Source organism: Thiovibrio frasassiensis (genome assembly GCF_029607905.1).
GTDB lineage: Bacteria > Desulfobacterota > Desulfobulbia > Desulfobulbales > Desulfurivibrionaceae > Thiovibrio > Thiovibrio frasassiensis.
In genome coordinates this window covers 665580-689656 of sequence record NZ_JAPHEH010000001.1, presented here as the reverse complement: position 1 = coordinate 689656, position 24077 = coordinate 665580, and the positions used below count along the sequence as shown (strand labels likewise).

24 protein-coding genes are annotated in these 24077 nt (G+C 57.6%); 6 read left to right on the top strand and 18 right to left on the bottom strand.

The genetic code is table 11. The features are described 5' to 3' along the window. The first annotated feature begins 244 nt into the window (after positions 1–244). On the top strand, positions 245–1606 hold the full coding sequence (locus OLX77_RS03235; protein WP_307632148.1) for a sensor domain-containing diguanylate cyclase: 1362 nt from the start codon (positions 245–247) through the stop codon (positions 1604–1606). A 46-nt stretch (positions 1607–1652) separates the two neighbouring features. Here OLX77_RS03235 and OLX77_RS13235 read toward each other — a convergent pair whose 3' ends face one another. From OLX77_RS13235 to OLX77_RS03180, 12 genes are all read right to left on the bottom strand, one after another. Then, entirely contained in the window at positions 1653–1871 is a 219-nt protein-coding gene (locus tag OLX77_RS13235) for an FmdB family zinc ribbon protein (RefSeq protein WP_371877455.1), read from the bottom strand. Positions 1872–2024: 153 nt separating this feature from the next. Continuing rightward, the gene (rsgA, locus tag OLX77_RS03230; protein WP_307632147.1) at positions 2025–3095 is read right to left on the bottom strand and encodes a ribosome small subunit-dependent GTPase A; all 1071 of its coding nucleotides are present in this window, start codon (positions 3093–3095) and stop codon (positions 2025–2027) included. Between the two features lie 143 nt (positions 3096–3238). Beyond that, entirely contained in the window at positions 3239–3535 is a 297-nt protein-coding gene (locus tag OLX77_RS03225; RefSeq protein WP_307632146.1) for a type II toxin-antitoxin system RelE/ParE family toxin, read from the bottom strand. After that, positions 3532–3813, bottom strand: coding sequence for a type II toxin-antitoxin system Phd/YefM family antitoxin (locus tag OLX77_RS03220; protein WP_307632145.1), 282 nt, complete (start codon positions 3811–3813; stop codon positions 3532–3534). Before OLX77_RS03220 ends, OLX77_RS03225 begins: the two co-directional genes overlap by 4 nt. Before the next feature lie 438 nt (positions 3814–4251). Beyond that, positions 4252–4968, bottom strand: a complete 717-nt coding sequence (locus tag OLX77_RS03215; RefSeq protein ID WP_307632144.1) for a hypothetical protein — start codon at positions 4966–4968, stop codon at positions 4252–4254. Positions 4969–5160: 192 nt separating this feature from the next. Then, positions 5161–6240 (bottom strand): S1 family peptidase, encoded by a 1080-nt coding sequence (locus OLX77_RS03210; RefSeq protein ID WP_307632143.1) that lies wholly within the window; start codon positions 6238–6240, stop codon positions 5161–5163. A gap of 447 nt (positions 6241–6687) precedes the next feature. Next, positions 6688–7653: an RluA family pseudouridine synthase gene (locus OLX77_RS03205; RefSeq protein WP_307632142.1), complete on the bottom strand. Its 966-nt coding sequence runs from the start codon at positions 7651–7653 to the stop codon at positions 6688–6690. A gap of 48 nt (positions 7654–7701) precedes the next feature. Beyond that, a complete protein-coding gene (locus OLX77_RS03200; protein ID WP_307632141.1) occupies positions 7702–9153 on the bottom strand; it encodes an efflux transporter outer membrane subunit in 1452 nt (483 codons plus the stop codon). 47 nt (positions 9154–9200) lie between these two features. Next, positions 9201–10568 (bottom strand): ABC transporter permease, encoded by a 1368-nt coding sequence (locus OLX77_RS03195; protein ID WP_307632140.1) that lies wholly within the window; start codon positions 10566–10568, stop codon positions 9201–9203. Continuing rightward, positions 10565–11266, bottom strand: coding sequence for an ABC transporter ATP-binding protein (locus OLX77_RS03190; protein WP_307632139.1), 702 nt, complete (start codon positions 11264–11266; stop codon positions 10565–10567). Before OLX77_RS03190 ends, OLX77_RS03195 begins: the two co-directional genes overlap by 4 nt. A gap of 7 nt (positions 11267–11273) precedes the next feature. Further along, positions 11274–12569, bottom strand: coding sequence for an efflux RND transporter periplasmic adaptor subunit (locus OLX77_RS03185; RefSeq protein ID WP_307632138.1), 1296 nt, complete (start codon positions 12567–12569; stop codon positions 11274–11276). Beyond that, positions 12566–13243, bottom strand: a complete 678-nt coding sequence (locus OLX77_RS03180; protein WP_307632137.1) for a TetR/AcrR family transcriptional regulator — start codon at positions 13241–13243, stop codon at positions 12566–12568. Before OLX77_RS03180 ends, OLX77_RS03185 begins: the two co-directional genes overlap by 4 nt. 138 nt (positions 13244–13381) lie before the next feature. On the opposite strand from OLX77_RS03180, the gene rlmN reads away from it, so the two are divergent. Then, a complete protein-coding gene (gene rlmN / locus OLX77_RS03175) occupies positions 13382–14479 on the top strand; it encodes a dual-specificity RNA methyltransferase RlmN (RefSeq protein ID WP_307632136.1) in 1098 nt (365 codons plus the stop codon). 321 nt (positions 14480–14800) lie between these two features. Here the strand turns inward: rlmN and OLX77_RS03170 are convergent, their stop codons facing one another. Together OLX77_RS03170 and OLX77_RS03165 are read right to left on the bottom strand one after the other, a co-directional pair. Further along, complete coding sequence (locus tag OLX77_RS03170; protein ID WP_307632135.1) at positions 14801–15664, bottom strand: radical SAM/SPASM domain-containing protein; 864 nt, start codon at positions 15662–15664, stop codon at positions 14801–14803. An 11-nt stretch (positions 15665–15675) separates the two neighbouring features. Beyond that, entirely contained in the window at positions 15676–15843 is a 168-nt protein-coding gene (locus OLX77_RS03165; protein ID WP_307632134.1) for a hypothetical protein, read from the bottom strand. A gap of 597 nt (positions 15844–16440) precedes the next feature. On the opposite strand from OLX77_RS03165, the gene rnhA reads away from it, so the two are divergent. From rnhA to OLX77_RS03150, 3 genes are all read left to right on the top strand, one after another. Continuing rightward, entirely contained in the window at positions 16441–17145 is a 705-nt protein-coding gene (gene rnhA, locus OLX77_RS03160; protein ID WP_307632133.1) for a ribonuclease HI, read from the top strand. A 14-nt stretch (positions 17146–17159) separates the two neighbouring features. After that, positions 17160–18263, top strand: a complete 1104-nt coding sequence (locus OLX77_RS03155) for a SprT-like domain-containing protein (RefSeq protein WP_307632132.1) — start codon at positions 17160–17162, stop codon at positions 18261–18263. A 107-nt stretch (positions 18264–18370) separates the two neighbouring features. After that, on the top strand, positions 18371–20437 hold the full coding sequence (locus OLX77_RS03150; protein WP_307632131.1) for an LTA synthase family protein: 2067 nt from the start codon (positions 18371–18373) through the stop codon (positions 20435–20437). An 18-nt stretch (positions 20438–20455) separates the two neighbouring features. On the opposite strand, the gene OLX77_RS03145 is transcribed toward OLX77_RS03150, so the two are convergent. The 3 genes from OLX77_RS03145 to OLX77_RS03135 all read right to left on the bottom strand — a co-directional run bounded on the left by OLX77_RS03145 (position 20456) and on the right by OLX77_RS03135 (position 21898). Beyond that, complete coding sequence (locus OLX77_RS03145; RefSeq protein WP_371877453.1) at positions 20456–20830, bottom strand: YajD family HNH nuclease; 375 nt, start codon at positions 20828–20830, stop codon at positions 20456–20458. 81 nt (positions 20831–20911) lie between these two features. Continuing rightward, positions 20912–21304 (bottom strand): hypothetical protein, encoded by a 393-nt coding sequence (locus OLX77_RS03140; RefSeq protein ID WP_307632130.1) that lies wholly within the window; start codon positions 21302–21304, stop codon positions 20912–20914. A 63-nt stretch (positions 21305–21367) separates the two neighbouring features. Continuing rightward, positions 21368–21898 carry a hypothetical protein gene (locus OLX77_RS03135; RefSeq protein ID WP_307632129.1) on the bottom strand — a complete coding sequence of 177 codons (531 nt, stop codon included), beginning with the start codon at positions 21896–21898 and terminating at the stop codon, positions 21368–21370. A gap of 314 nt (positions 21899–22212) precedes the next feature. Here OLX77_RS03135 and OLX77_RS03130 point away from each other — a divergent pair, with 314 nt between their 5' ends. Beyond that, a complete protein-coding gene (locus OLX77_RS03130; protein ID WP_307632128.1) occupies positions 22213–23184 on the top strand; it encodes a tRNA dihydrouridine synthase in 972 nt (323 codons plus the stop codon). Here the strand turns inward: OLX77_RS03130 and nhaR are convergent. Continuing rightward, positions 23171–24076: a transcriptional activator NhaR gene (nhaR, locus tag OLX77_RS03125; protein WP_307632127.1), complete on the bottom strand. Its 906-nt coding sequence runs from the start codon at positions 24074–24076 to the stop codon at positions 23171–23173. The genes OLX77_RS03130 and nhaR overlap by 14 nt on opposite strands. Position 24077 lies beyond the last annotated feature (1 nt).

Genomic DNA, 24077 nt, shown 5'->3' with positions numbered 1-24077 from the left:
GATTTCCTAAGGAATTTATTGCTGTTTGGTGGATTAGCTTATTGTCTAAGCTATCTTTATTTTATGGATTGTGCTCTCCAAAAAGCAATGGGTTAAATTGTCGTCAGTTGTTGAGGGTGTCTGCCTCTCTTCTCTCTTTTATTAGTTTTGCGTACGGCGCAGGTTTGGCCTTGTGAGTCGGCCCGTGCTTCGCTAGAGTATACGAGATGCGATATTCAGCGGCTGCAAACCGGGGCGGAGGTGCATGATGGAGAAGGCAATACCGATAGACCTTGGGCGCCCTCCGGCGGGCGGTGTGGTCTCCCGCTCGCTGCCGTTGCTCTTTATGGCCCTGGGGTTGATCGCCCTCTATTATGTGGGCTTGCAAAACTATCTCCTTTTCCACAGCCTGGTGGAGATCTTCAGCATCGTCATTGCCTGCACCATCTTCATCATCGCCTGGAATTCCCGGGAGCATCTGGCGGATTCCTATCTCTATCTCCTGGGCATTGCCTACCTCTTCATCGGGTTCCTCGACCTCATGCACACCCTTTCCTACAAGGGGATGCGGATCTTCACCGATTATGATTTCTACGCCAATCAACTGTGGATCGCCACCCGTTTCCTGGAAAGCGTGACCCTGTTGGCGGCTTTTTCCTTGGTCACGACCCGGATACGGTTGCGGCCCTATGTGCTCGAGGGTGGGTATGCGGTGGTCACCGGACTGATTCTGCTTTCGATTTTCCAGTGGCGGATATTCCCGGTGTGCTTCATCGAAGGAGTGGGGCAGACCCCCTTTAAGATCTGGGGTGAATTCGTGATCTGCGCCATCCTCGGTCTGGCCGCCTGGGTGGCCTACCACCAGCGGCACCATTTCTCCTCCCAGGTCTTCGGCTACCTCAGGGTCTCCCTGGTGTGCACCATCCTCTCGGAGCTGGCCTTTGCCCTGTACGTGAGCAATTACGGGATTTTCAATATGGTGGGGCATTACTTCAAGCTCATCTCATTTTATATGATTTACCGGGCCATCGTCCAAACCGGCATTCGCTCGCCCTACCAGCTGATCTTCAAGGAGTTGAAGGCCAAGGAGGCGGAGCTGGAGCGGCAGGCGGCCATTGATGAGCTGACCGATCTTTTTAACCGGAGGGCGGCCCTCACCCTGCTCCAGAAACAGGTGGGCGCCAGCCAGCGGGAGCACATCCCGCTCACCATCTGCTATCTCGATCTGGATGGCTTGAAACAGGTGAACGATACCTGCGGTCACGCCGAGGGCGACATTATGCTCAAGATCTTTGCCGGCCAGCTGGTCCACGAGATGCGGGCCGGTGATTATGCCTGCCGGATGGGGGGCGACGAGTTTCTCCTCATCCTGCCCCATTGCCCGGAGGGGGAGGCAACGCGTTTGATAGCGCGGATCGAGGCGCGGCTGGCCCTGGTGAACAATGGCTTGGGCAAGCGTTGTGTGCTGGCCTTCAGCTACGGAATAGCCCAGTGGAGTGAGGGCGATACCATGGATCATCTGCTGGAATTGGCCGACACCAGGATGTATGCCCAGAAGATGGAAAAGAAAGAGAAGACAGCGTTGGGGGCTACACCTGTCGGCGTCGTGGAGGCGGTGGACAGTTAGTTTTGGCGGCGGGCGTGGTCTGCGTCGGAACCCTTTTGTGTTTCACTTATTTCCCCTTGCGGGATAACCGTTGAAACTCTTGTTTGTTCGGCAGGCTGGGATCATCCCAGTTGCATTTTGTGTCATCCGAGGTTGTGCCGCATGCGGAGATGAGTTTTTTCAGGTTGGCTGAATCGCACTGCGGGCAGGAGATTTCTTCTCTCCCATTTGTGAGTGTTTCAAAGGTGTTCCCGCAATCGTTGCACTCAAATTCAAAAATAGGCATGGCTTCATCCTTTTGGGGTTTGCAGAGCGAAGGTCTTCCTTTTCAAGGAAGACAAAGGGTGTTTTTTAAGGATATTTTTAGTTCGTTTGCGCTCAGGCCGCGGCACGCCAAGGCCGTCGCGCCTGCAGTGAATTATTCTTCGCCTGGTACAGGTCAATCGTCCTCGAGATCTTTCTTGGCAGACTTTATGAACTTGCCAAAGTCCTTATCTTTCTTGCGTTTCTCGGTATACGACATCTGATAGTGCTCGGCCTCATTTCGTAACTTGAGAAAGTTCTCGTAATGCTTGGCGTCAATTTCCCCCGCCGCCACCGCCTTAAGCACGCCACAGCCGGGCTCATTGGTGTGCTTGCAGTCGCTGAAACGGCACTGGCTCGAGAGGGCAACGATGTCCGCATAGCTCTCGTCAATTCCGCCCTCTGCGCCGAGCACGGCAAATTCCCGCATGCCTGGGTTGTCTATGACCATCGCCCCGTTTTTCAGGATGATGAGCTCCCGGCGAACGGTCGTATGCCGCCCCTCGCCAGTGCTGCTGACCCCCTTGGTTTCACGCACCTCCTGGCCCACAAGACCGTTGATAATGGTGCTCTTGCCAACGCCTGACGAGCCGACAAAGCAATAGGTTTTGCCTGGGGAGAGAACGTCTTTCAGCTCGCGAAGCCCTTCTTTCGTGACATTGCTCAAGGTGAACACGGGAGCGGTAATGCCAGCTTGCAAGATTTCCGCAAGCTGGGCCGCCAGAACCGCAGGGTCAACCAGATCGGTTTTGCTCAGGAGAATATATGGCCTTGCCCCGCCATCCTCCACCATTACCAGATACCGTTCCAGCCTTTGCACGTTGAAGTCGTAGTGACAGGACTGCACGATGATGACGAAATCGATATTCGCCGCGATCATCTGGTACTTGACTGATTCTCCGGCAGCCTTGCGCCGCAAGTGGGTCTTTCGTTCGAGAATTCCGTGCACCTGCCCGAATTGATCGGCCTCGGACTTTATGACGCAGACCCAGTCGCCGACACACGGCAACTCCGCTGCGGATACTGATTCGTGCAAGTACTTCCCCGAAAGCTTTGCCCGGAAAGGGCCGGTTTCATTGAGGAGCAGCAACTGCTCGCGGTCCACGGTCACTACCCGCGCGACCGTGGCCGTGGGGGGGCAATGCAGCCCGGCTTGTTCTGCAAACCGGCTATCCCAGCCCAAACCGTTAAGATTGGATGGATTCATGGGGAATGATCGGCAATTTTATGTCCCTGTGGCAAGGATAACCGGTGCATAACGCAAAGCTAGACGCGCGCCTAGTCGAGGTTGGTAAGTCCGGCTGTATTGAGTTGGCCGAAGCCGTAAAACTGGTGTGCTTGAGCAAATTGTTATGCCAAGATTTCATCTACCGGCAATATCTGTTTGCTGTGACGGATAGTAAGGATAGAGATGTTTGATTTCTCAATTCGGTAGATTATGCGATAATTGCCAAAAATTAATTCTCGAATCTCATTTCTGTTCACTTCGGGTACTTTCCTGCCAGCTTCTGGCAATGATGATAGGGTGTTGACTTTGGCAAAAACTCTTTCAACCCATTTTGTTGCAGCCGTTGGATTGTCTGAAGCGATGTATTGAGCGATTTCCGATGCCCGGTCAATTGCTACCGGAGACCAAATAATTTTCATTTGGATACTTTCTTGAGGATCATTTCCATGGCATCACCATGAGCGACCCCTTCGCCATTTTCGATTTGGCTTATTGAGGTGTGTATTTCGCTGAGTAATTCAATTTTTTCCTGCATGGCGTCGTATTCGCCGGCATCCATGAGAACTGCTGCACTTTTGCCATGCTGAGTGATAATTAATGGCCTTTTTGTGTCGTGAACCTGTTTGAGGAAAGAAGCGATTCCTGTTCTGAATTCTGACATTGAGCGAATATCTTGATCGACTCGTAATCTTTGCATGGTCTCCACCTTGTGATTAGTTTTGTACATTATACCGTACTTAAGGTGGGTCGTGCAAGTGGTTGGTTTTATTTGTGGCATAACGTTCAAGATAAGACGCGGCTGGCCGGAGGCCAGACCGTCGTGCTTGAGCGCATTGTCGGGCAATATTGATAACATTGCCTAGTTGTTGACTTTTATTACAGCAAACGCAGCTATTGCTAGGAGGCAAATTGTGGAAACTGCGTTCCGCAACTCGTATTTTTTGCTTAATTCATCAGAAAAGTTGGTTTTACACCCCTTCCCAATCCAAAACAAAAAAGCACCTGCTCCATATAATGAGTAAATGAATAATTCAAACAAGATATCCATAAGGAAGTTCCTAGAGAATACAGATAATTTCGTTGTGTTTTAAATTGTATTTTTTGTTGCCCAACGTCCAACTATCAGGCGTGCCAACTATGGTTTCATCCCCATCATCGGCAAGGCGGCAGCAAGGCATATCGGCCACGCGGCGGCACAAGTCGCACCCCCTACTATAGCTGCAGTAGGTCCAAGCAAATCGACTTTGGTTGTTTGGCCGTCCACGACTACCACTGTGTAGCGTTGATCCAGCTTTTGAAAATCAGCTCCCTGCATTGCCACCGGTTTTTTGTCATCGAATCGACGGCCGGCTATAGATAGTGGGAGAAAAAAAACACCACCCAGTTTTTTTGTGTATTTTTCAGCGTCAGCATCGGACCACGCCACATACCGAGGTATTGGCATACCGTCTCGTACGACCTGCATTCGCCCCTTGAGTGAATAGATATGACCATGGGAAAAGCCGATGCTCTCAGCTACTTGTTTCATGCTTTCGTGGTCTTGAAAAAACGAATCTGGTAGGACAACAGAAAAAGAACCGAGAATCGTCCCATCTTTTTTAACCTCAAATGCTATGGCGCCATCATTCTGAAACAGAAAACTAAGGCCCTTTTTCAGCGGCGAATTAATCATCTGCGACAAAGGGGCGGGGACATCAAATTCATAAGAGTATTTATCAGTTCCGATTACTAATATCTTTTTGAGATCGGATGAAACATGCACCTCCGAGAAACTTTCTTTATACGCCGAAGAAGATGACGTACACCCTGAGAGTAGAACTAAGAGAGCTATTGCAGGCACAATGAACCGCATGATGTCTCCTTCAACGAGAGGTAGCACGTCTAACAAAGTATTAGGAAAGCCCAACGCTAAAAATCACTGGTGCCGCCAAAAATTTGGCCCCTTAGGGCCGCAGACGTTATCGGCATCCAGTGAATTGATTGGTTATGTGATTTATTGCTCTTCATTTGACTTACTTAACTTTACTTCCGGCCAAAAGCAGACCTAAAGACCTTTTCCGATAAATTGAGGGATTCCATCCTTGCCATTATTCATTAGCTCAAACAGGCTTTTATTTTCAATTAATGGTAAACCCATCATGGGTGCGATTAGACATCCGCTGGCGTGATTTTCCTTGCTTCCCAAACTGCGACTAACAACTCCTTTCGTTATAATCCCTCCGCCAACTAAAATAGGACTACCACTCATTTTGCCCGGAATTTTTGCGTTAAATTCGAAATTGGGTCCATCCGTTGGGTTTTCCTTTTCCGTTATGTTATCAGGATAAATGGCCGTTACTGAGCCAACTGAAACAACCAGTTCTGGTTGATAATCATCACCACCAAATCGTATATTCCGCATTTCGGGATAACCGATCGCTACAGCACGGTCATTAAGCTTGAGATTATGCATACCTATATTCAACGGCTGATAGTTACCAATCAAGGGCTGTTCTCTAACCTTGCATACCGCAATATCTAGGTCGAGTTTGAATTCAGGTTTTTTATGCAAAAGTGGGTTTTGGATGTTTTTTCCCCAATGTTGTGTCCACTCAAATGGACACATAAACCATTTTGCTTCCCGCATAGCTGGATGAATTTGAAATGGTGGACTTGGAGCGTTTTTCATGGCTGGGTTCGCAGGAATTAAAACACCATATTGCAACGACTCGTCCAACCTGAAAGACCGTTCGTCAACCTGAGTGAGAGTGGTATAATTTTCGTCAACAGGATCACGAAGTACGTGAGCGGCGGTTAGCAGCAGGCCAGAAGCACTAATGAAAAAGCCTGTACCAATGCAGCGCATCTCTTCATCACCATTATTCCAAGCCACGACAGGCACGATGCTTTGACGTATTAAAAATTCTGTGGTACCAAACGTGGTAAATAAACTATTCATGATAGGACCCGGACTCTGGGTCATAAGATTCATTTCGCTATTTTGTATCTTGAAATAATCCTTTGTGAATCCTTCTCGCGGTTTCAGGTCAATGCCTTTTAGATCGTGACCAGCCCAAACGCCTGCCTCATCCTTCCTCCAGACTGTTTTTAATATTCCGATGTCATCTGTTGGTGTATTCCGCATGGGATGATTCTCATTTCCACATTGGCCGCTATGTTTCGAAATCAGTCATTCCTAAACACATAACATATTTATTATCGAGCTAGCTCGAGTTGAAATTTTCTGCTCGTTTTTAGGCCCTTTAATTGATTTTTCTGGGCAAGTTTTGAGCGTTTTTTCTCTTAAATAGCTATATATCCACCCCGTATGGGGGTGTTATGTAGCTAGCTATATAATTCCGGCTAAAAATAGTCGGGGTGTTATCTGCCTACCTGACTACAAGGGGCAAGGCAATGATTTTATCCTTTGAAAACGGTGGATTACAGATAATGGGGGAATACTCCCCGATTCTGTCATGACCGGTTTCCACTTATTGTCTGATAGGGTATGGAATCTCAAGGGAAAAGTAAACCTAAATTGCCCCAGGAAAACCAGCCCCAAGAAGTTGGGCACGTTTACAGGGAATCAGGTCTATCTCCCTGCCAGTAATCCCTGAAGCGCAGACGGTAACGGGGCGGAAAACTCCAGCTCCTTGCCGGTGGTCGGATGGTTGAGGCGCAGACTGGCTGCATGCAGGGCCTGGCGGGGGATGCGGAGCAGGGTGTGGTCGGTGGCGCTCAGGTGCCCTTCCTTGAAACGGAGGAAAAGCTGCTCATCCAGTCCGTAGAGTTTATCGCCCACCACCGGAAAGCCCAAGTGTAGCAAGGTCGCCCGGATCTGATGGCAGCGGCCGGTGTGCGGCTTCGCTGCCACCAGGCTCAGGCTACCGTTGCTGGCGGTGGAGATTCGGTGGAACTCGGTGCTGGATTCCGCTGCTCCTGGGGGCGCATCGTTTTGGGTGGGATAGAACCGCATCTTCTTGCGGATCGCGCTCTCCGGGTCCACCCCCAGCCAGCCAATGGCCTCCACCCCAATCGGCGTGTCCGGGAAATCCCCTTCCACCACCACCAGATAGACCTTCTCCACCGTGTGCTGGATAAACTGCGCCTGGCACAGGCGGGCCGCAGCTTTGTTCTTGGCCACCAGCACAAGGCCGGAGGTCTCCCGATCCAGCCGGTTGATGAGCCTCGGATTGTCGAATCCGTGGTTTTCCTTGAGCAGGGCCCAGAGGGTATGGGCGAAGAAGCGGCCGCCGGGATGGCAGGGCAGGGGGGCGGGTTTGTCGATTACCAGCAGGTCGTCATCTTCGTGGAGGATGGTGTAGTCGGTGGCCACCGGGGGTTCGATCAGGGCGTCCATCAGGTAAACGAGGCGGTCGCCGGCAGCCAGGACGGCATCACCTCGCGCCTCGGTATCGTTGAGGAGGAAACGGTGGGCTGTCAGTTCCGCCTGCCATTCCTCCCTGCTCCGGTAGGTGAAGCGCTGGCTGATAAAGTCGAGCAGCTGCTGCCCCACCTGCTGGGGCTGGATGCGCACCGAGTTTTTTCTTTCCATCATTGCCCGGCCATCCGCATGCCCCCCAGGAGTTGCAAGGTGCAGCTCCGGCTAGGAGTCGGAACCGGCGGGAGTTGCGGGCTCTACCGTCTGCCAGCCGCCGCCCAGCGCCTTGAACAGGGCGACGAGATTGGTGGAGACGGTGCGGCTGGACTGGGCCAAGCTATCCTCGGCCGCATAGAGGGAGCGCTGGGCATCGAGCACGGCGAGGAAGTCGTTCTGCCCCGCGGTGTAGAGGGCGGTGGCCAGCTCCACGGCGCTGCGGTTGGCCGCCACGGCCTGGGCCATGGCTTGGCGATGTTCCTCCTCCTTGGTCGAGGCGATGAGGGCGTTTTCCACCTCGCGCAGGGCGTTGAGTACTGTCTGCTCATAGGCCAGGAGCTCCTCTTCCTGCACCGCCTTTTTCAGTTCGAGATTGGCGCGGGTGCGGCCCATGTCAAAAAGCGGCCAGTTCAGGGCGGGTCCGAGGGACCAGAAGCTGCTGGCAGGGAAGAAGAGGGCATTGGAATTGCTGTTCTGGTAGCCAAGGGCCCCGGAGATCGTGAATTTGGGGAAGAGATCACTCTTGGCTACGCCGATCCGGGCGGTGGCCGCATGGAGCTTGGCAACCGCCTTGCGGATATCCGGTCGCCGCAAAAGCAGATCGGAAGGCAAGCCCACCGGCACTGTTGCTTGCGCCGTGGGCAGGGCACCCTCCGGGCTCAGTTCTTCCAACAGGGCGGCGGGTTCGCCGCCGAGGAGCAGGCTGAGGCTGTAGATCGTTTGCCGGACCTGCGCCTCAAGGAGCGGGATCTGCCCGGCCGTGTTGGCGGCCAGCGCTTCCGCCCGCACCAGATCGAGTTTGCTGGCAAAGCCTGCGTCAAAGCGCTGGCGGGTCAGGTCGGTGGTGTGTTTTTGGGCGGTCAGGTTCTCCCGGGCAATAGCGAGCCGCTGTTGCAGGGAGCGGAGGTTGAGATAGTTGGAGGCCACCTCGGCGCTCAGGCTCACCAAGAGATCGCTGCGGCTTTCCACCGCCGCTTCGTAATCCGCGCCCGCCGCTTCAACCCCGCGCCGCAAGCCGCCGAAGAGATCGATCTCCCAGCCGGCATCGAATCCCATCTGATAGAGATTGCCGGTTGCCACCTCGCTCCGGCTGGCGGAGGCCGGGGTCCGGCTGCGGGTGAGGGAGGCCGCGGTATTGACGGTCGGGCCGAGGTCCGCCCCGGCAATACCCATGGAGGCGCGCGCTTGGCGGATGCGGCTTTCGGCCATGCGCAAGTCCAGGTTGGCCTGCATTCCCCGTTCGATCAGGGAAGTGAGCTGGGGATCGTTGAACACCGTCCACCACTGGGCCAGGTTTTGTTCCACCGTGGGCGCAGCCTCGCCAGCGGGGGGCGGTTGCCCCAGCCACTGGGAGGAGACCTTGGTTTCCGGGCGGAGGAAATCGGGACCCAGCGCGCAACTGGTCAGGAGGGGCAGGCAGAGGCAGAGGGCCAGGGAGGTCCGGTAGGTGGTGCGGTTCATGGGGTTACTCCTTAATAAGATGGGCCGAAAAGCCGGCCCTGGCATTTTTATTCATAACGGAGCGCTTCGATGGGATCAAGGCGGGAGGCCTTCCAGGCCGGATAAAAGCCGAAGATGATCCCCACCCCGGCGGAAACCAGTACCGCCGTAGCGATGGCCGCGGGCGAGGTCTCCACCGGCCACTTGAGCAGGAGCTTGACCAGCAGGGAGCCGCCGTGGCCGAGGACGATGCCCATGGCCCCGCCGGTGAGGCAGAGGACCACCGCTTCCACCAAAAACTGGCGGAGGATGTCTTTGCCCCGGGCGCCGACCGCCATGCGCAGCCCGATCTCCCGGGTGCGTTCGGTAACCGAAACGAGCATGATGTTCATGATTCCCACCCCGCCCACGACCAGGGAGATCATGGCCACCGCCAGCAGCAGGTTGGTCATCAGGCTGGTGGTGGTGGAGAGGGTTTTGGTGAGCTCGGCCATGTCGCGGATGTTGAAATCGTCCGGCTCGCCGTTGCGGATGCGGTGCCGTTCTCGGAGGACCCCGGCGATCTGTTCGATGGCCAAGGGAATCTCCGCCGAGCTGTTGGCCGCGGCCATGATCTGGTCGATATTGGCGAAGCGCACCGGCATGGGATTGTTGGCTTGCTGGACGGCGGAGCGTTCCGGGTAGAGGCTGCGCTGGGCCGTGGGGTAGAGATTGGAGAGGGTGTTCACCGAATCGGCGGCGGTGGCGGTGCTCTGGTTGGCGGTCGAGAGGCTGGCGCCGGTAACCCGGTACTTGATGGTGGTCCAGGGGGCGAGGATGACATCGTCCTGGTCAAAACCCATCATGTTGGCGCCTTTGGGGGTGAGCACCCCGATCACCCGAAAGGCGATGTTCTTGATCCGGATCTCCTTGCCCACCGCCGACTCGCCCTCGAAGAGCTCCCGGACCAGGCTTTTGCCCAGGATGCAGACCCGGTTGCCGTTTAAGACATCCCGGTCGCTGAAGGGCTCGCCCTCGGCGAGAATGGACCAGTCCTGGACATCGAGATAGGCCGGGGTGGTGCCGTAGATGGCGTTGGGCACCCAGTTGCGGTTGCCGTAGACCACCTGGGTCCGGGCCCGGACCATGGGGGTGGCGTTGCGTACCGCCGGGCATTCCCGCAGGATAGCGAGGCTGTCTTCCGGAGTCAGGGTGGTGGTGGAGCCGGCGCCGAAGGAGACTCCGCCGCTCGAGGCGGTGCCGGGTCGGATTACCAGGACATTGGCCCCCATGCTGGCGATGGTTTTTTTCAGCGCCGCCGAGGCCCCGGCCCCGATCTCCATCATGGCGATGACCGCGCCCACGCCGATGACAATGCCCAGGGTGGTGAGCATGGCCCGCAAGGGATTGCGGCGCAGGGCGCGGAAGGCGGTGCGGGCGGTGGTGTAGACCATCATGGCCTGCCTCCCGGGGGGGCATCGTTTCGGATCACCCCGTCTTCCATGCGGATCATCCGTTTGGCGTGTCCGGCTACCTTTGGGTCGTGGGTTACCATGATGATGGTGATCTTGTCTTCGCTGTTGAGCCGCTCGAACATCTTGAGCACCTCTTCGCTGGTCTTGGAATCCAGGTTGCCGGTGGGTTCGTCGGCAAAAAGCACCGGCGGGCGGTTGATCAGGGCCCGGGCGATGGCCACCCGCTGCTGCTGGCCGCCGGAAAGCTGCGAGGGATGATGGTCCAGCCGGTCACCCAAGCCAACCCGGTTAAGCATCTCGGCGGCCCGCTCCCTGGCTTCGCGTTCGCTCAAGGGTTCGGCGGCATAGGTGAGCGGCATGGCCACATTCTCGATGGCGCTGGTTCGGGCCAGGAGATTGAAGCTCTGGAAGACGAAGCCCAGCTTGCGGTTGCGGAGCAGGGCCCGCTCATCGGTGGAGAGGGTGGAGGTCTCCTGGCCGTCCAGCCAGTATTCGCCTGCGCTGGGCCGGTCCAGGCAGCCGAGGATGTTCATCAGCGTGGATTTCCCGGAGCCGGACGAGCCGGTGAGCGCGACCAGCTCTCCTTGCCGGATGGAAAGGGAGATGCCCTTCAGCACGGGCACGGAGATGTCGCCCATCTGGTAGGTTTTTTCGATACCGTGCAGTTCGATGAGGTTCATGGCTGCTCTACTTCTCTGCCTTGGCCTTGTTGCCGCGGGCGAACTGCGGGGTGAAAGGGCTGCCCCCCGCGCTCTTTTCCGTTTCGGAGATGCGTATCCCGGTGATGACCTGCATCCCCTCGCGCAGCTCCATGCTCTCCACCACGGTGTTGGTGCCGTCGCTGGCTCCGGTCAGGACCGCGATCCGGCGTGGCTTCCGGTCCTTGTCCAGCACCCAGAGGCTGCCGCTTTTCTTGCCCGGTTCTGGGGCGGAGGATGCTTTTTTGCTTTCTTTTATCCCGCTTTTTTTCTTGCCGGGTTCTGCCTCGCCTTCCCAGGCGGGCGGGCTCCAGCGCAGGGCCGCATTGGGCGCCTGCAGGACGTCGCGCACCTGCTGCAGCTGAAAGAGCACGTTGGCGGTGAGATAGGGCAGCAAGCGGCCATCCGTGTTGTCGGTGGTGATCTCCACCGTGTAGGTCACTACGTTCTGGGTCATGGAGGCGTTGAGTCGGATCTTGCCCACCTCGCCTGTGAAGGTTTCGTTGGGAAAGGCATCCACCGTAAAGGTCACCGGCTGGCCGGGTTGGATTCTGCCGATATCCGCCTCGTTCACCGCTACCCAGACCTGGATGCGGGTAAGATCCTTGGCCAGCAGGAAGAGGCTCGGGGCATTGAGGCTCGCCACCACGGTCTGGCCGGTGTTGACCCTGCGGTCGATGATGATGCCCTTGACCGGCGAGGTGATGGTGCAGTACCCCAGGTTGCGCCGGGCGCGGGCCAGGGCCGCCTCCCCTTGGCGGATGGAGGCCTCGCTCACCGCCACCTGGGCCAGCGCGGTTGTATGCGCCGATTCGTAGGATTCGTAGGCCGATTGCGACAGGGCCTGGGAGGAGCCGAGGAGTTGGGCCCGTTTCCAGTTCAGCTCCGCCTGGTTCAAGTCGGCCTTGGCCTTTTGCAAGCCGGCCTTGTTCGACATGAGCTGGGCCTCGGCCTGGGTCACGTCCGCCGCGTAGAGCGAGTCGTCGATCCGGGCCAGCACCGTGCCCGCCTCGACCAGTGAGCCGTAATCCACGGTTTTATCGTGGGCATCCTTGCCGAAGGAAACGATCCGTCCGGCCACCTGGGCGCCGACGTCGATGACCTCCTCCGGCTCCACGGTGCCGGTGGCGCTGATGGTCACCAGCAGATCCCCGCGGGTCAGTTCGGCGGTCCGGTAACCGGCGCCATTCTTCGCCTTGCTGCGGGTCAGCTGCCAGGTGGCGAGGCTGCCGAGAAGCAGTGCGGCGATCAGAATGATCAGGGCTTTCTTGGCCGGGTGTTTCATGAGTCAACCTCGACGAGAGACTGTTGATGGTGTAGGGGGTGAAGTGCACGGATGCCCGCCAGGCTGAAGCGGGTGACATGATCGGCCAACTGCTCCACATCATCGAGCAGGGGTTCAACGCCGGTGGTGAAGAGGCCTTGATCCGCCTTGCGGCGGCGGGCGAGAAGCAACGGGCCGAAACACTGGGCCCGGATACTCATGGCGCAGAGCTGCACCTCGGATTCGTGGGGCTCCTTTCCGAGCAATTCTCCCACCAGAAGACTGAGGCCCTTGAAAATCTGTTCCACCGACTCCTGCATGGCCTGGGCCAACAGGCCGGTGGGGTTTGCCATTTCCTTGTGGAAGATGTCGAAATCATGGCTTTGCGGGTCCACGATCCGCCGCATGATCGCGAGAATCCGGCCCCGCAGGCGTTTTTCCGGGGGGGCGTCCGGCGGAATGCTGCCATCGGGGGGATAGAGGTTCAGCGACTCGGTGAAGGCATAGCGCCAGCTCTCCGCATAGAGGGCTTCCTTGCTGCCGAAATGGTAGCTGATCGCGGCGGTGTTGGCCCCTGCCTGCTGGCAGATCTCGGCGATGGTGGTATCGCGAAAGCCTTTGGCGGCAAAGATCCTGCCTGCGGCCGCCAGCAGGTTCTGGCGGGTTTCCTGGCCGTCGCTTCGTAGTTTTCTCACGGGGTGTTTCCTTTGCGTAATAAGTTAAATGTATATTTGATTTATTTATCTTGCCGCGTCAAGGGGTTTTTGGGGCCGGCTTCCCTTCGGCTATCCTTTGAAACAGGGGCGGAAATGTGTTACAGAGGGTGGATGAAGATGCAGCCAAAACAAGCGATGGAGGGCGGGGTGGAAACAGTCTCGGCCAAGGGCGGCCAGACCGACCTGCGCGATCTTACCCCGGACCGGTTGCGCGATTATGTCGTCTCCCTGGGGTTGCCTGCCAAGCGGGCGCGACAGATCTTTACCCGGCTGTACCACCCCGGGGTGCGCGATTTTGCCCAACTCGGCATCAGCCGGGAGGTGACGGAGCTGCTGGCAAAACACGCCAGCATGAGCAGTCTTGAACCCGCGACGGTGGAAAAATCGGCGGACGGCACCGAGAAATTCGCCTTCCGCCTCGCGGACGGCGCAGTGATCGAGAGTGTGCTTATCCCAGAAGACGGTCGCCATACCCTGTGCATCTCCTCCCAGGCGGGCTGCGCCATGGGCTGCCGCTTTTGCCTCACCGGGGGACAGGGCTTTGTCCGCAATCTGCGCCCCGCCGAGATCGTGGGCCAGGTCCTGGCGGTGATGGCCCATATGGTCGAAAACGGGATTCAGCGGGCCACGCCGCGGGAGCTGCTCAACAACCTGGTTTTCATGGGCATGGGCGAACCCCTGGCCAATTATGACACTCTCCTGGCTGCGCTGACGATCCTCATGGATGACCATGGCCTCGGCTTTTCCGAACGGCGGATCACTGTTTCCACCTGCGGCATCGTGCCGAGGATGGACGATTTGGGGCGGGACATCCGGGTCAATCTCGCCGTGTCGCTGCACGCCGCCGATGATGCGGTCCGCAGCCGCCTGATGCCGGTGAACACAACCTATGGCTTGGAAGCGCTGCTCGCTGCCTGCCGCAGGTATCCGCTGGGGAAAAAAAAGGTGATTCTTTTCGAGTACATCATGCTCAAGGGGATCAACGATTCGTTGGCTGATGCGCATCTGCTGGCGGAAAAGCTGCAGGGTATCCCCAGCCGGATCAACCTGCTGCCCTACAACGGCTCCGGGGAAACGGAGTTTGCCTGCCCGGATGCGGCGCAGACCCTTGCCTTTCAGAAGGTGCTGCGCGAAGCGGGGTTTAACACCTTTATCCGGCAGAGTCGGGGCGGAGATATCTCTGCGGCCTGCGGTCAGCTGGCGGGGAAGAGTTGATCTGGGTGCAAACAACATTCAGCAACAAGAGGAAGATAGTCTTTCTTCTGTTCATTTCTTTGCGTGCCCAAAGAAACGAACCAAAGAAAGGGCACCCTGTGTCTCTTGTCCCGCCTTTGGCGGGATGCCCGGAGTTTATCCCCTGCGGGGACTTCTCGATGCTGCCGGGGCTTTGCAAACTCGCTTCGCTCAAACAGTGCAAAGCCCTTTTTCGGCAGCCTCTCCGGTGCTCGGCTGCGGGTCAATGGGATTAACGGCTATAAGACGAAAAGTTTTGGGTTTTAATGTTTGCAAGTCAGATTAGGGAGTTGTGAGGATGAGCTAGAATATTTGGCGGAAGGTGCAGCGGCGGCAGAGGGGCTCAGTAAGGCGGCGTTGGCTAAAGCCGGTGCGCATGGCCTCGGCGCGCGGGGAGTTGATGATCTCGGGCAGGGATTGTTCGTGGATGTTGCCCAGGGCAATATCCGCCTCAGCATCGAGACAGCAGGGGACCACGGTGCCGTCCACCAGGATGGCGACATGATCCCGCAGGCCCCGGCAGGTTCCCTTGTCGCCCAGGTCCGGGGCGGGTCCATGGGGCCAGGTGAAGCGAGGGTTTTGGCTCAGGAAAACTTTTGGCGCCAGGGTGATGCCGTGGCCGGGGGTGAGTCTGGTGGCCAGCGGCTCGGGCAGCCCGAAAAAGGATTCAAGCGCTTTGAGGATGGGGTCGTTGGCGGACGGAAGATTGGTCTCCATTGCCGGCAGATTCCAGAACCGCAGACTGATCAATAAATCGGTGGCAGCCGCCTCCCGGAGGAAACCGAAGATCCCGGCGAGATAAGCGGCCAATGGGGGATGGGTCTCCTGTTCGCTGAAGCTGTGCAGGGAGATGTTGATCTGGCGCAGGGCCGGGCTGGTCAGCAGCAGCTCTTGACGCTGGGGGAGCAGGGTGCCGTTGGTGGTCAGGTTGACCTTGAAGTTGTATTCTCGGCAGAGGGCGAGGATCTCGCCGAGTTCCGGGTGCAACAGGGGCTCGCCCAGCACATGCAGGGCAAGATGGTCGGTGTGACCCTCGATGTTGCGGAGGATGGCGCGGAAATTCTCCACCCGGATGAAACCTTTGGCCCGCTCGCTCTGGTGGCAAAAGCTGCAGGAAAGATTGCAGCGGTTGGTGATCTCAAGGTATATCTTCTTGAATTTTTTCAATGATCGCGGGACTAATCAAAGATTTCGATGTCGCCATGTTTGCATTCGGAACAGCGGAGCATGGGGTCGATCTTGGTAAAGGCCACCCGCCACCCTTCTTCGGTGATGGTCTCCCTGAAATCCTCTTCACATTCGGAACAGAGCCAGCGGTCGCCTTTGGGCGTGACAAAGAGTTTCATTTTTTTCACCTGGATGCGAGGGGGATAAGATCATCGCTGTTTTCGGCTTTGTCGCGATGGTGTATTCTTGCTTGGGCAACATAGTTGAAATTGGGGAATGGGGCAAGAGGGGAGCTTTTTCTTCTTTTGCGTGCCCAAAAGAAGAAACAAGAAAAAGGCACCCCAGCCAGTCCTGGCCCTGCGGGCTTCCCTTACTTCTCGCCGAGGGCGGGACGCTAAAAAACTCGGGCTTCGCCCTCAAACAGTTTTAGCGTCTTTTCCGCCCCCGCCTGCGAGGCGCGGCAGGACAAATGGGGGGAGAGAGAAATCCCATTGGCACGCAGCCGAGCACCGGAGAGGCTGCCGAAAAGGGGATTTGCACTGTTTGAGGCGAAGCCGAGTTTGCAAAGCCCCGGCAGCATCGAGGAGTACCCCTCCGGGGCATAAACTCCGGGCATCCCGCCAAAGGCGGGACAAGAGAAACAGGGTGCCCTTTCTTTGGTTCGTTTCTTTGTACCCTAAAGGGCATAAAGTCCAGCAAAGAAATGAACAGAAAAATAAAGTGTATCTCTCTGGCTGCTGAAACAGCTTGGCAACAAAAACAAGGACAATCCAGACATGGCAGCAAAGAAATTCTACGCAATCTTGGCCGGCCGGGTGCCTGGCATCTATGACAACTGGCCCAAGGCCCAAGCCCAGGTCATTGGCTTTCAGGGCGCTCGCTTCAAAGGTTTTGCCACCCGGGATGAGGCCGAGGCTTGGTTGAAGAACCCCACTTCGGGCCAATCCGGACCGGGAAGCAGCAAGCCCGCGCTGAAGTCGAGTTCCGGGGCAGGCGCGGACACCTCCCCTCGCGACGGGGTGGTCTCCATTTACACCGATGGCGGTGCCCGCTACAATCCCGGGCCGGGCGGCTACGGCATCGTCCAGGTTTACAACGGTGCGCGCAAGGAGCTTTCCGGCGGCTTCCGCTTGACCACCAATAACCGGATGGAGCTGATGGGCTGCATCGTGGCCCTGCGCGAACTGGAGCACCGGGACAAGCCGGTGGCCCTCTATTCCGATTCCAGCTATGTGGTGAACGGGATCAGCAAGGGGTGGGCCAAGAGCTGGCGGAAACGGGGCTGGATCAAGTCGGACCGGCAGCCTGCGGTCAACCCCGATCTTTGGGGTCAGCTGCTGGATCTTATCGAGGGGCTTAACATCACCTTCAATTGGGTCAAGGGGCATAACGGCAATCCCTTTAACGAGCGTTGCGATGAACTGGCCGTGGCCTCGTCCCGGCTCGCCGATCTGCCGGTGGATTCGGGGTACAAGGGCTAAAGAGGGGAGCGCGGGTGAGCGAACAAGAGAGCCTCCTCATGGAGGGTTGGCGCCGGCAGCTGGCCCAGGAGTACCGTCATCTCTGCTGGCTGTACCGGGTGCAGCTTACGACTCCGCTCTTTGAGATCAGCGAGGGCCAGGGCCGGGCCGGCTCCTGGTCATCGGGGCTCGACACCCTCAGCCTGGCCTCCTGGCTGATCCGGGAGCATTCCTGGGATGTGGTTCTGGAGGTGTTGAAGCATGAGATGAGCCACCAGTATGTCGCGCACATGGGGCGGGGGGATGAGTTGCCCCACGGCCCGGCCTTTCAGGAGGCGTGCGACCGGCTGGGGGTGCACCCGGAGTTTCGCAGCGCCCAAGGGGCGATCCCGCGCTTGCTCAGCAAGGAGGAGCAGCGCTCCGGGGGGATGCTGGCCAGGGTGGAAAAACTTTTTGCCTTGGCCCAGAGCGCCAACGTCCACGAGGCGTCCCTGGCCATGGAGAAGGCCAACGCTATCCTCCGGCGTTACAACCTCGAGCGGCTCGACCGCCAGACCCCCTCTGAGTATGATTACCTGATCATCAAGCCCGGCGGGAAGCGGATCGTCGCCCACCAGCGGCTCATTGCCGCAATCCTCAAGGATTTTTTCTATGTCAATGTGGTCATTGCCCGGCAGTATGAGGCATTGAGCGGGGAAACCCTGCGGGTGATCGAGCTGACCGGCGCCAAGGAAAATCTGGCCGTGGCCGAGCATGTGTATCATTTTCTCCGCCACCGGCTGGAGTATCTCTGGCGGGAGTACCGGAAAAGCACGGGGGCTTTGGGCAAAGAGAAGAATTCCTATTGGCTGGGGGTGTTGAACGGGTTTCGGGAAAAGCTCGCCGGCCAGGAGCGGCAGGTCATGCACACCAGCGGTAACGATACCGCAAGCAGTCTGATCTGCGCCGCCGATCCGGGCCTGATCCGCTACTACCGGGGTCGCTATCCCCGCCTCCGCACCGTGCAGCACGCCGGACCTCGGGTGCATGGAGACATCTATCAGGCCGGGCAGCGGGAGGGGAAACAGCTGGTGATCCACAAGGGGGTTGGAGCCGAGGCGCACACCGGCAACCTGGGGTTGCTGCTGGGAGAGGGGTAGGGGGGGTAGTTCGCGAGGCAACGCTTTGAATACACGAGACAAATAGACATATTGCTGGAAGTCGGGTATATGCCACGGGGAGTATGCAATGAAGAGAAGAGGAAGCAATGTCTAGAGGATTCACGGCTTGGGCGGTCAAGCTGATCAGAGAACAGGGAAATCGGATTGCCGGGGCAGTGGAGTTGAGCTGGCCTCGCTTCTCCCGCCAGCTCTCCCGTGACGGGAGTTTCTGGCTGGTCAGCATTCTGCTGCTTACCCTCTACCGTCTTCTGTTCCTGGCGGTATTTTCAACGCGAATCGCCGAAAACAGCAGCTGGCACACCATCTGGCAATCCCTGGAGATCGGCTTCCGGTTCGACTCCAAAGTGGCGACCCTGGCCCTGGTCCCCTCCTTTTCCCTGACCTTGATCTCCGGTTTTATCGATTGGGAACACCGTACCGAGCGGCTCCGCCTCTTCATGGGGGTCCTGTTCTGGGGGTGCATTGTGGTGCTGGGCCGCATCGCCATCGGTTATTTTAAGGAATACGATGATCTGTTCAATCAATGGCTTTTCGGGTTGTATTATGACGACCCCTCGGCCATCGCCAAAACCATCTACGCCCAGTATCATGTTGTCCTCGAATTGTGCGCCGGAATCCTGTTGCTGCTTGTCGGTTTGAGGATCTCCAGAAAAGTGCTCGCCCGACCTCTCCTGCCGGATCATCTGCTTGCCTCCCTGACCAGGACGACCCCGAGTCGGTGGATCTTCTTTTCCCTGGTTGCCATTCTCCTGGCCGGCGGTGTCCGGGGCTCTTTCGGCAGTCGTCCGATTCAGCTTAAGGATTCAGCCATCACCCGCGATGGCTTTCTCAATAAAGCGACCATCAACCCCTTTGTCGCCCTGAAGTACGCCATTGAAAATCACCTCGAGACGATTGAGGGCGGGAATATTCACTGCTATCTCCCCACTAATGATATCGAGCAGGCGGTGACCAGGGCAACAGGCGGGAAGGCGGAGGGCAATATCGACAATGCGCTGAAACGGTATGCGCTCGGGGTTGGGAGCCAGGCTCCACGGCACATCTTCCTTATTGTCGGGGAAAGTTACGATGCTTGGCCCCTGCAGGAGCAATTTGCCCCCCTCGGGGTAACCAATGAATTGCGGGCTTTGGCCAAGGATGGGCTGCGGGTGGTTCCCTTCATGGCTGCCGCCAACGGCACCATGAGCTCTTTCGGCGCTATTCTCACCGGTATGCCATTTTCGGGGATTATGGCAAACTACCAGCAATCCGGGCTGACCCCCTATCCCACCTCGATGCCGGAGATCTTTCGTCGCTTGGGCTACAAAACCAGATTCTTTTACGGGGGCTACCTGAGCTGGCAAAATATCGGTGATTTTTGTAAGCATCAGGGGTTTGAGGAGATATATGGTGGCGCGGATATGGCGTTGGGTGGCGAGCGAAAGGAATGGGGGGTCGATGATGAAGAGATCTTCAAGTTTGCGGAACGTACTGTCAGCGATGATCTTCCCAGCTTCAATATCATTCTGACGACATCAAATCATTCCCCGTATAATGTCGACACCCAGGCCAAGGGGTTCAAGCCCCCCGAGCTCCCGGCCGAACTGCAGGCGCGCTTTGCCGGGGAGGAAAACCTCAAGCATCTGGGGCATCTCTGGTATGCGGATCACTGCATCGGCACATTCGCCCGCGGTATGGAGAAAAGATTTCCTTCCCTCCTCGTTGCGGTTACCGGCGATCATTTTGGTCGTTGGTATCCCGGGGGGCGGGTTGGCTTTTACGAGGGGGTGTCTGTACCTTTCGTCCTTTACGGGCCCAAGGTTCTGGCAGGGAAACGGCTGCCGGACAATGTTGCCGGCTCCCACAAGGATATTGCTGCCACCTTGATAGAATTGGCTGCGCCTAGGGGCTTCATGTACCATGCCCTTGGTAAAAACCTGCTTGCTCCTTCGCCTGAATTTCTCGGAATCGAAAAAGGTCGGGCCATTACCGCTGATTATCTGCTCGATCTTGATGGAATGGTGGCGTCCCCACTGCCATGGAGCAGGGAGCATGGCTCTCCTCCTGCCATGGCGCAGGTAGTGCAGAAACACAACGATCTGTTGGCCCTTGCTCTATGGCGGATACGCTGGGGTGCAGACATTCTCTCGGCGAAAACCGGTCCGCAATCGTAGGTCCGGCCAGAGGCGCAGTTATTTTTTCTTTTCTAATAAGGCTCCGAGTGCGGCGAAGGGATTCGAGGTGGCGATGCCTTTTTGGGGTTCGCCCGGCTTCAGCTCCCCATAAGCGTCGGCAACGCTCTGGCGGTCATGCTCGTTGTCGTGGCAGTAGAGGCACAACAACTCCCAGTTGCTGCCGTCGGGCGGGTTGTTTTCGTGGTTGTGGTCTTTGTGGTGGACGGTGAGGTCGCGCAGTTTTTTGCCGGTGAATTCGCGCCCGCATCTGCCGCAGATCCAGGGGTAGATCTTGAGCGCTTTTTCCCGATAGGTCTGTGCCCGGAGCTCCCGCTCCCGCTGGGCCGCAGCCAGCATCCCTTCTTGGGGAGTGCTTTTGTTCGGTGGGGTCATGGGTGGGTGATCCTGTGGAAAGAGGTGGACTTCTTGTTTCTCGCGGTCCGGCAGGGGACTTCCAGAGCTTTCCGCTGCGCGCTATGGCCTCTTTACCTTTTCCGCCCGCGCTTTGCACGCATCATATTCCGCTTTGATCAGGGTCCTGTCCAGCAGCGAGACCTTGGCGCAATAGGCTGCAATTTCTGGATCCTGCCGACGGAATTCCTCCATCTCTTTTTCCTGCTTCGCGGAAAGCGCTTTGTAACCATGGAGCTTTTCGGCAAAAAAGAAAAACGCCAACCCCGGCCCCACGAAAAGGGCAAGGGCGATGTTTTCCAAAAGGGTTTCCTGGCTCGAGCCAAAGGCAAAGAGGAAGAGCGCCAGCAGGATGGCGCCGAGGATCAAGGCCAAAAGAATGGGGATGATCCGGAGATAGATTTTTTTGCCTTCCACGACATCGGTCGGTGGGGCCTGGCTGATATTGATCCGCATGGTTTCCTTTGATTCCGGGCAGTGCCTCGCCCGGTGTCGGTGATTATCTGTATACGATAAGGATCAAAATGCTGGGGGGCCGCCCGCCAACGAGAACAATACCATCAGGATTACGGTCTGAACGATCCAGCCGATGACGCAAACACCAACGGCCCGCAAGGTCCCGGTGTAATCAAGGGCCTGCCTGACCGCGATCACCATGGCCACCAGCATCCAGACGGAAATTGCGGCAAAGAGCACCGAGCCCACCCCCGGGATGATTCCTAAGATGCGCAGCAACCCAGGGGAACTGGAAAAACCGGTGGTGCGCAGCAATTGGCCAAGATCGGCTTCGGTTTGCGGTTCCGGCAGGAGTTTTGTGCCGATAAAATAGGTGAGGTAGGCCCAGATATACCAGCCGACAAGGGCGGCAACCGTTCCGAACAGAATTCCGCCAATCCCCATGGTGCCAATGCTGCCCACGCCTGCGGCGACACTGGAAATAACCACAACCCCCATGGCCTGCCGCATTGCGCCTTTGTCCGCCTCAACCTCTTCATATAGATGGACATCCAATTTTGCCGCGCGAATCATCCGAGTCATAAATGTGGTCATGGGAGCTCCTTTTTATAGTAAATAATGCGGGTTAATTGATGATTGCCAGCCGGTACCAAGTCGTTCCCCAAGGGAATAACTGCTCAAGTGCGCTGGGGGCATGTGTCCCGACGGCAAGCATGGGGTTATTATGCGTGGTAGATTGTGGAGCTTGCAAGTAATTTTACGCCATCGGCGCAGAATAGGCCCGGTTTTATTTGACCTCCAGGTCAGCCGAGGCAGGGCGCGAAAGGCAAGGGTTCCCTTGACGGCCAGCCCCAGGACAGGGTATGCACCGGTAGCCGTGGATTTTTATACTGTGAGGGTTATTGTTGATGGGTGAGATACAAGCCAAGACCAAACTGCCTTGGGCGGTAGGAAGCCTGCCCCTGATGCTGGCGCCGATGCAGGGGGTGACCAATCGGGCTCTGCGCTCCCTGTTCATCGAGCGGGTCCGCCCCGATGTGGTCTTCACCGAATTCGTTCGGGTGAAGGCGAGTGCCAAGAAGAATATCACCGAGAATGACCGACAGGAGGTGGTCAGCACCGGCGGCGGAGTGCCGCTGGTGGTGCAGCTCATCGGCACCGACACCGAGGCATTGCTGGCCGCGGCCAATACCGTGCAGGAGCTGGGTGCCGAACATCTCAATATCAATCTCGGCTGTCCTTACGGCCGGATGACCAGCCAGACCGCGGGCGGCGCCCTGTTGCGCGAGCCGGTTCCCCTGGCCCGGCTGCTTGCCCGCTTGCGCCACGAGATTCGGGGCAGTTTTTCGGTCAAGGTGCGCTCCGGCTTTGACGATCCGGCCCAGATCTTTTCCCTGCTGCAGATCTTTGCAGACAGCGGCATCGATTTTCTCGTGGTCCACCCGCGCACCGTGAAGCAGCTCTACAGCGGGGCCGCGGATCACGGGGTCACCGCTGGGGTGGTCCGGCAAACCTCCTTGCCGGTGATCGCCAACGGCGACATCTTCAGCGCGGCCACCGGCCAGCGGGTTCTCGCCGAGACCGGCGCGGCCGGGCTGATGCTGGGCCGCGGCGCCATCGCCGACCCCCTGCTTTTTGAACGTCTGCGGGGCAGCTATCCCGGCGAATCCTCCCCGGAGGATCAGGCGGCGGAGCTGCGGGAGTATCTGCAGGAGTTGTTGTGCCGTTACCGGGAGTTGTTCTGCGGCGAGCACCAGATTCTCTGCAAGATGAAGGAGGTGCTCTGCCATGTACACGCCCCGGAGGTGGTGGACCTGGCGCGGCAGCTCAAACGCAGCAAAAGCCTTGCCCGGTTCGGGGAGCTGCTTACTTCATCATGAACAGGTTGTGCCGGGCCGCCTCTAAAATAGCGGCTACGGCGGGATGTTTGATGATCCGTTCCACCGAAATGGCGTAGTAGCGTTCCTTTACCGCCTGGGTCCGGCCAACGACCTGGACCCGATGCTGGCGCAGCACCTCGGCTTCAATGACCGTGGGCGCCACAAAGACGCCGTCCCCTTCCTGGCCGAAGACGTTGAGCAGGGCATTGTCGTCGAATTCCCCGGCAATGGTCGGCCGGATCCCGAGGGTGGAAAACCAGCGCTCCAGCGCACCCCTGAGGGCGGTCATCTCCATGGGCAGGAGCATGGGCGCCTCGTGGAGCGATTGGGGGAAATCCGCCCGCAGCTTCCCTGCGAGTTTCTCAACGGCAAAAAAAGTGATGCCGCATTCGCCGAGCAGGTGGCTGTAAGCCTTGACGCTTAGACCCGCCCGGAGCGGCGCATCGCTCAACACCACATCCAGGGTATGCATGGCCAGTTCGGCGAGCAGAGCGTCTTCCTTGTTTTCCAGACACACCAGCTTCACCTGTTCCGGGAGCTGCAGGGCCGGTTCCAGCAGCTTGCGGACAATGAGTTTCGGCAGCACGTCCACCACTCCGGTCTTGAGGGATAATGGTCCGGCCACCGGCCTGCCGCGGATGGTGTCCATCATCTCCCTCCCCAGGGAGAAGATTTCGTCGGCATAGCGGAATACCAGGCGTCCCAGATCGGTGGGCTCCAGGTTGCGGCCCACCCGCAGAAAAAGTTTGCCGCCCAAGACCTCTTCCAGGCGGCTCAGTTGAGCACTGACCGTGGACGGCGCCAGGCTGAGGCGAGAGCTGGCCGCAGTCAGGCTGCCTTCGCGCATTACGGTCCAAAAATAGAAAAGATGGTGGTAGTTGAGCCATTCCATG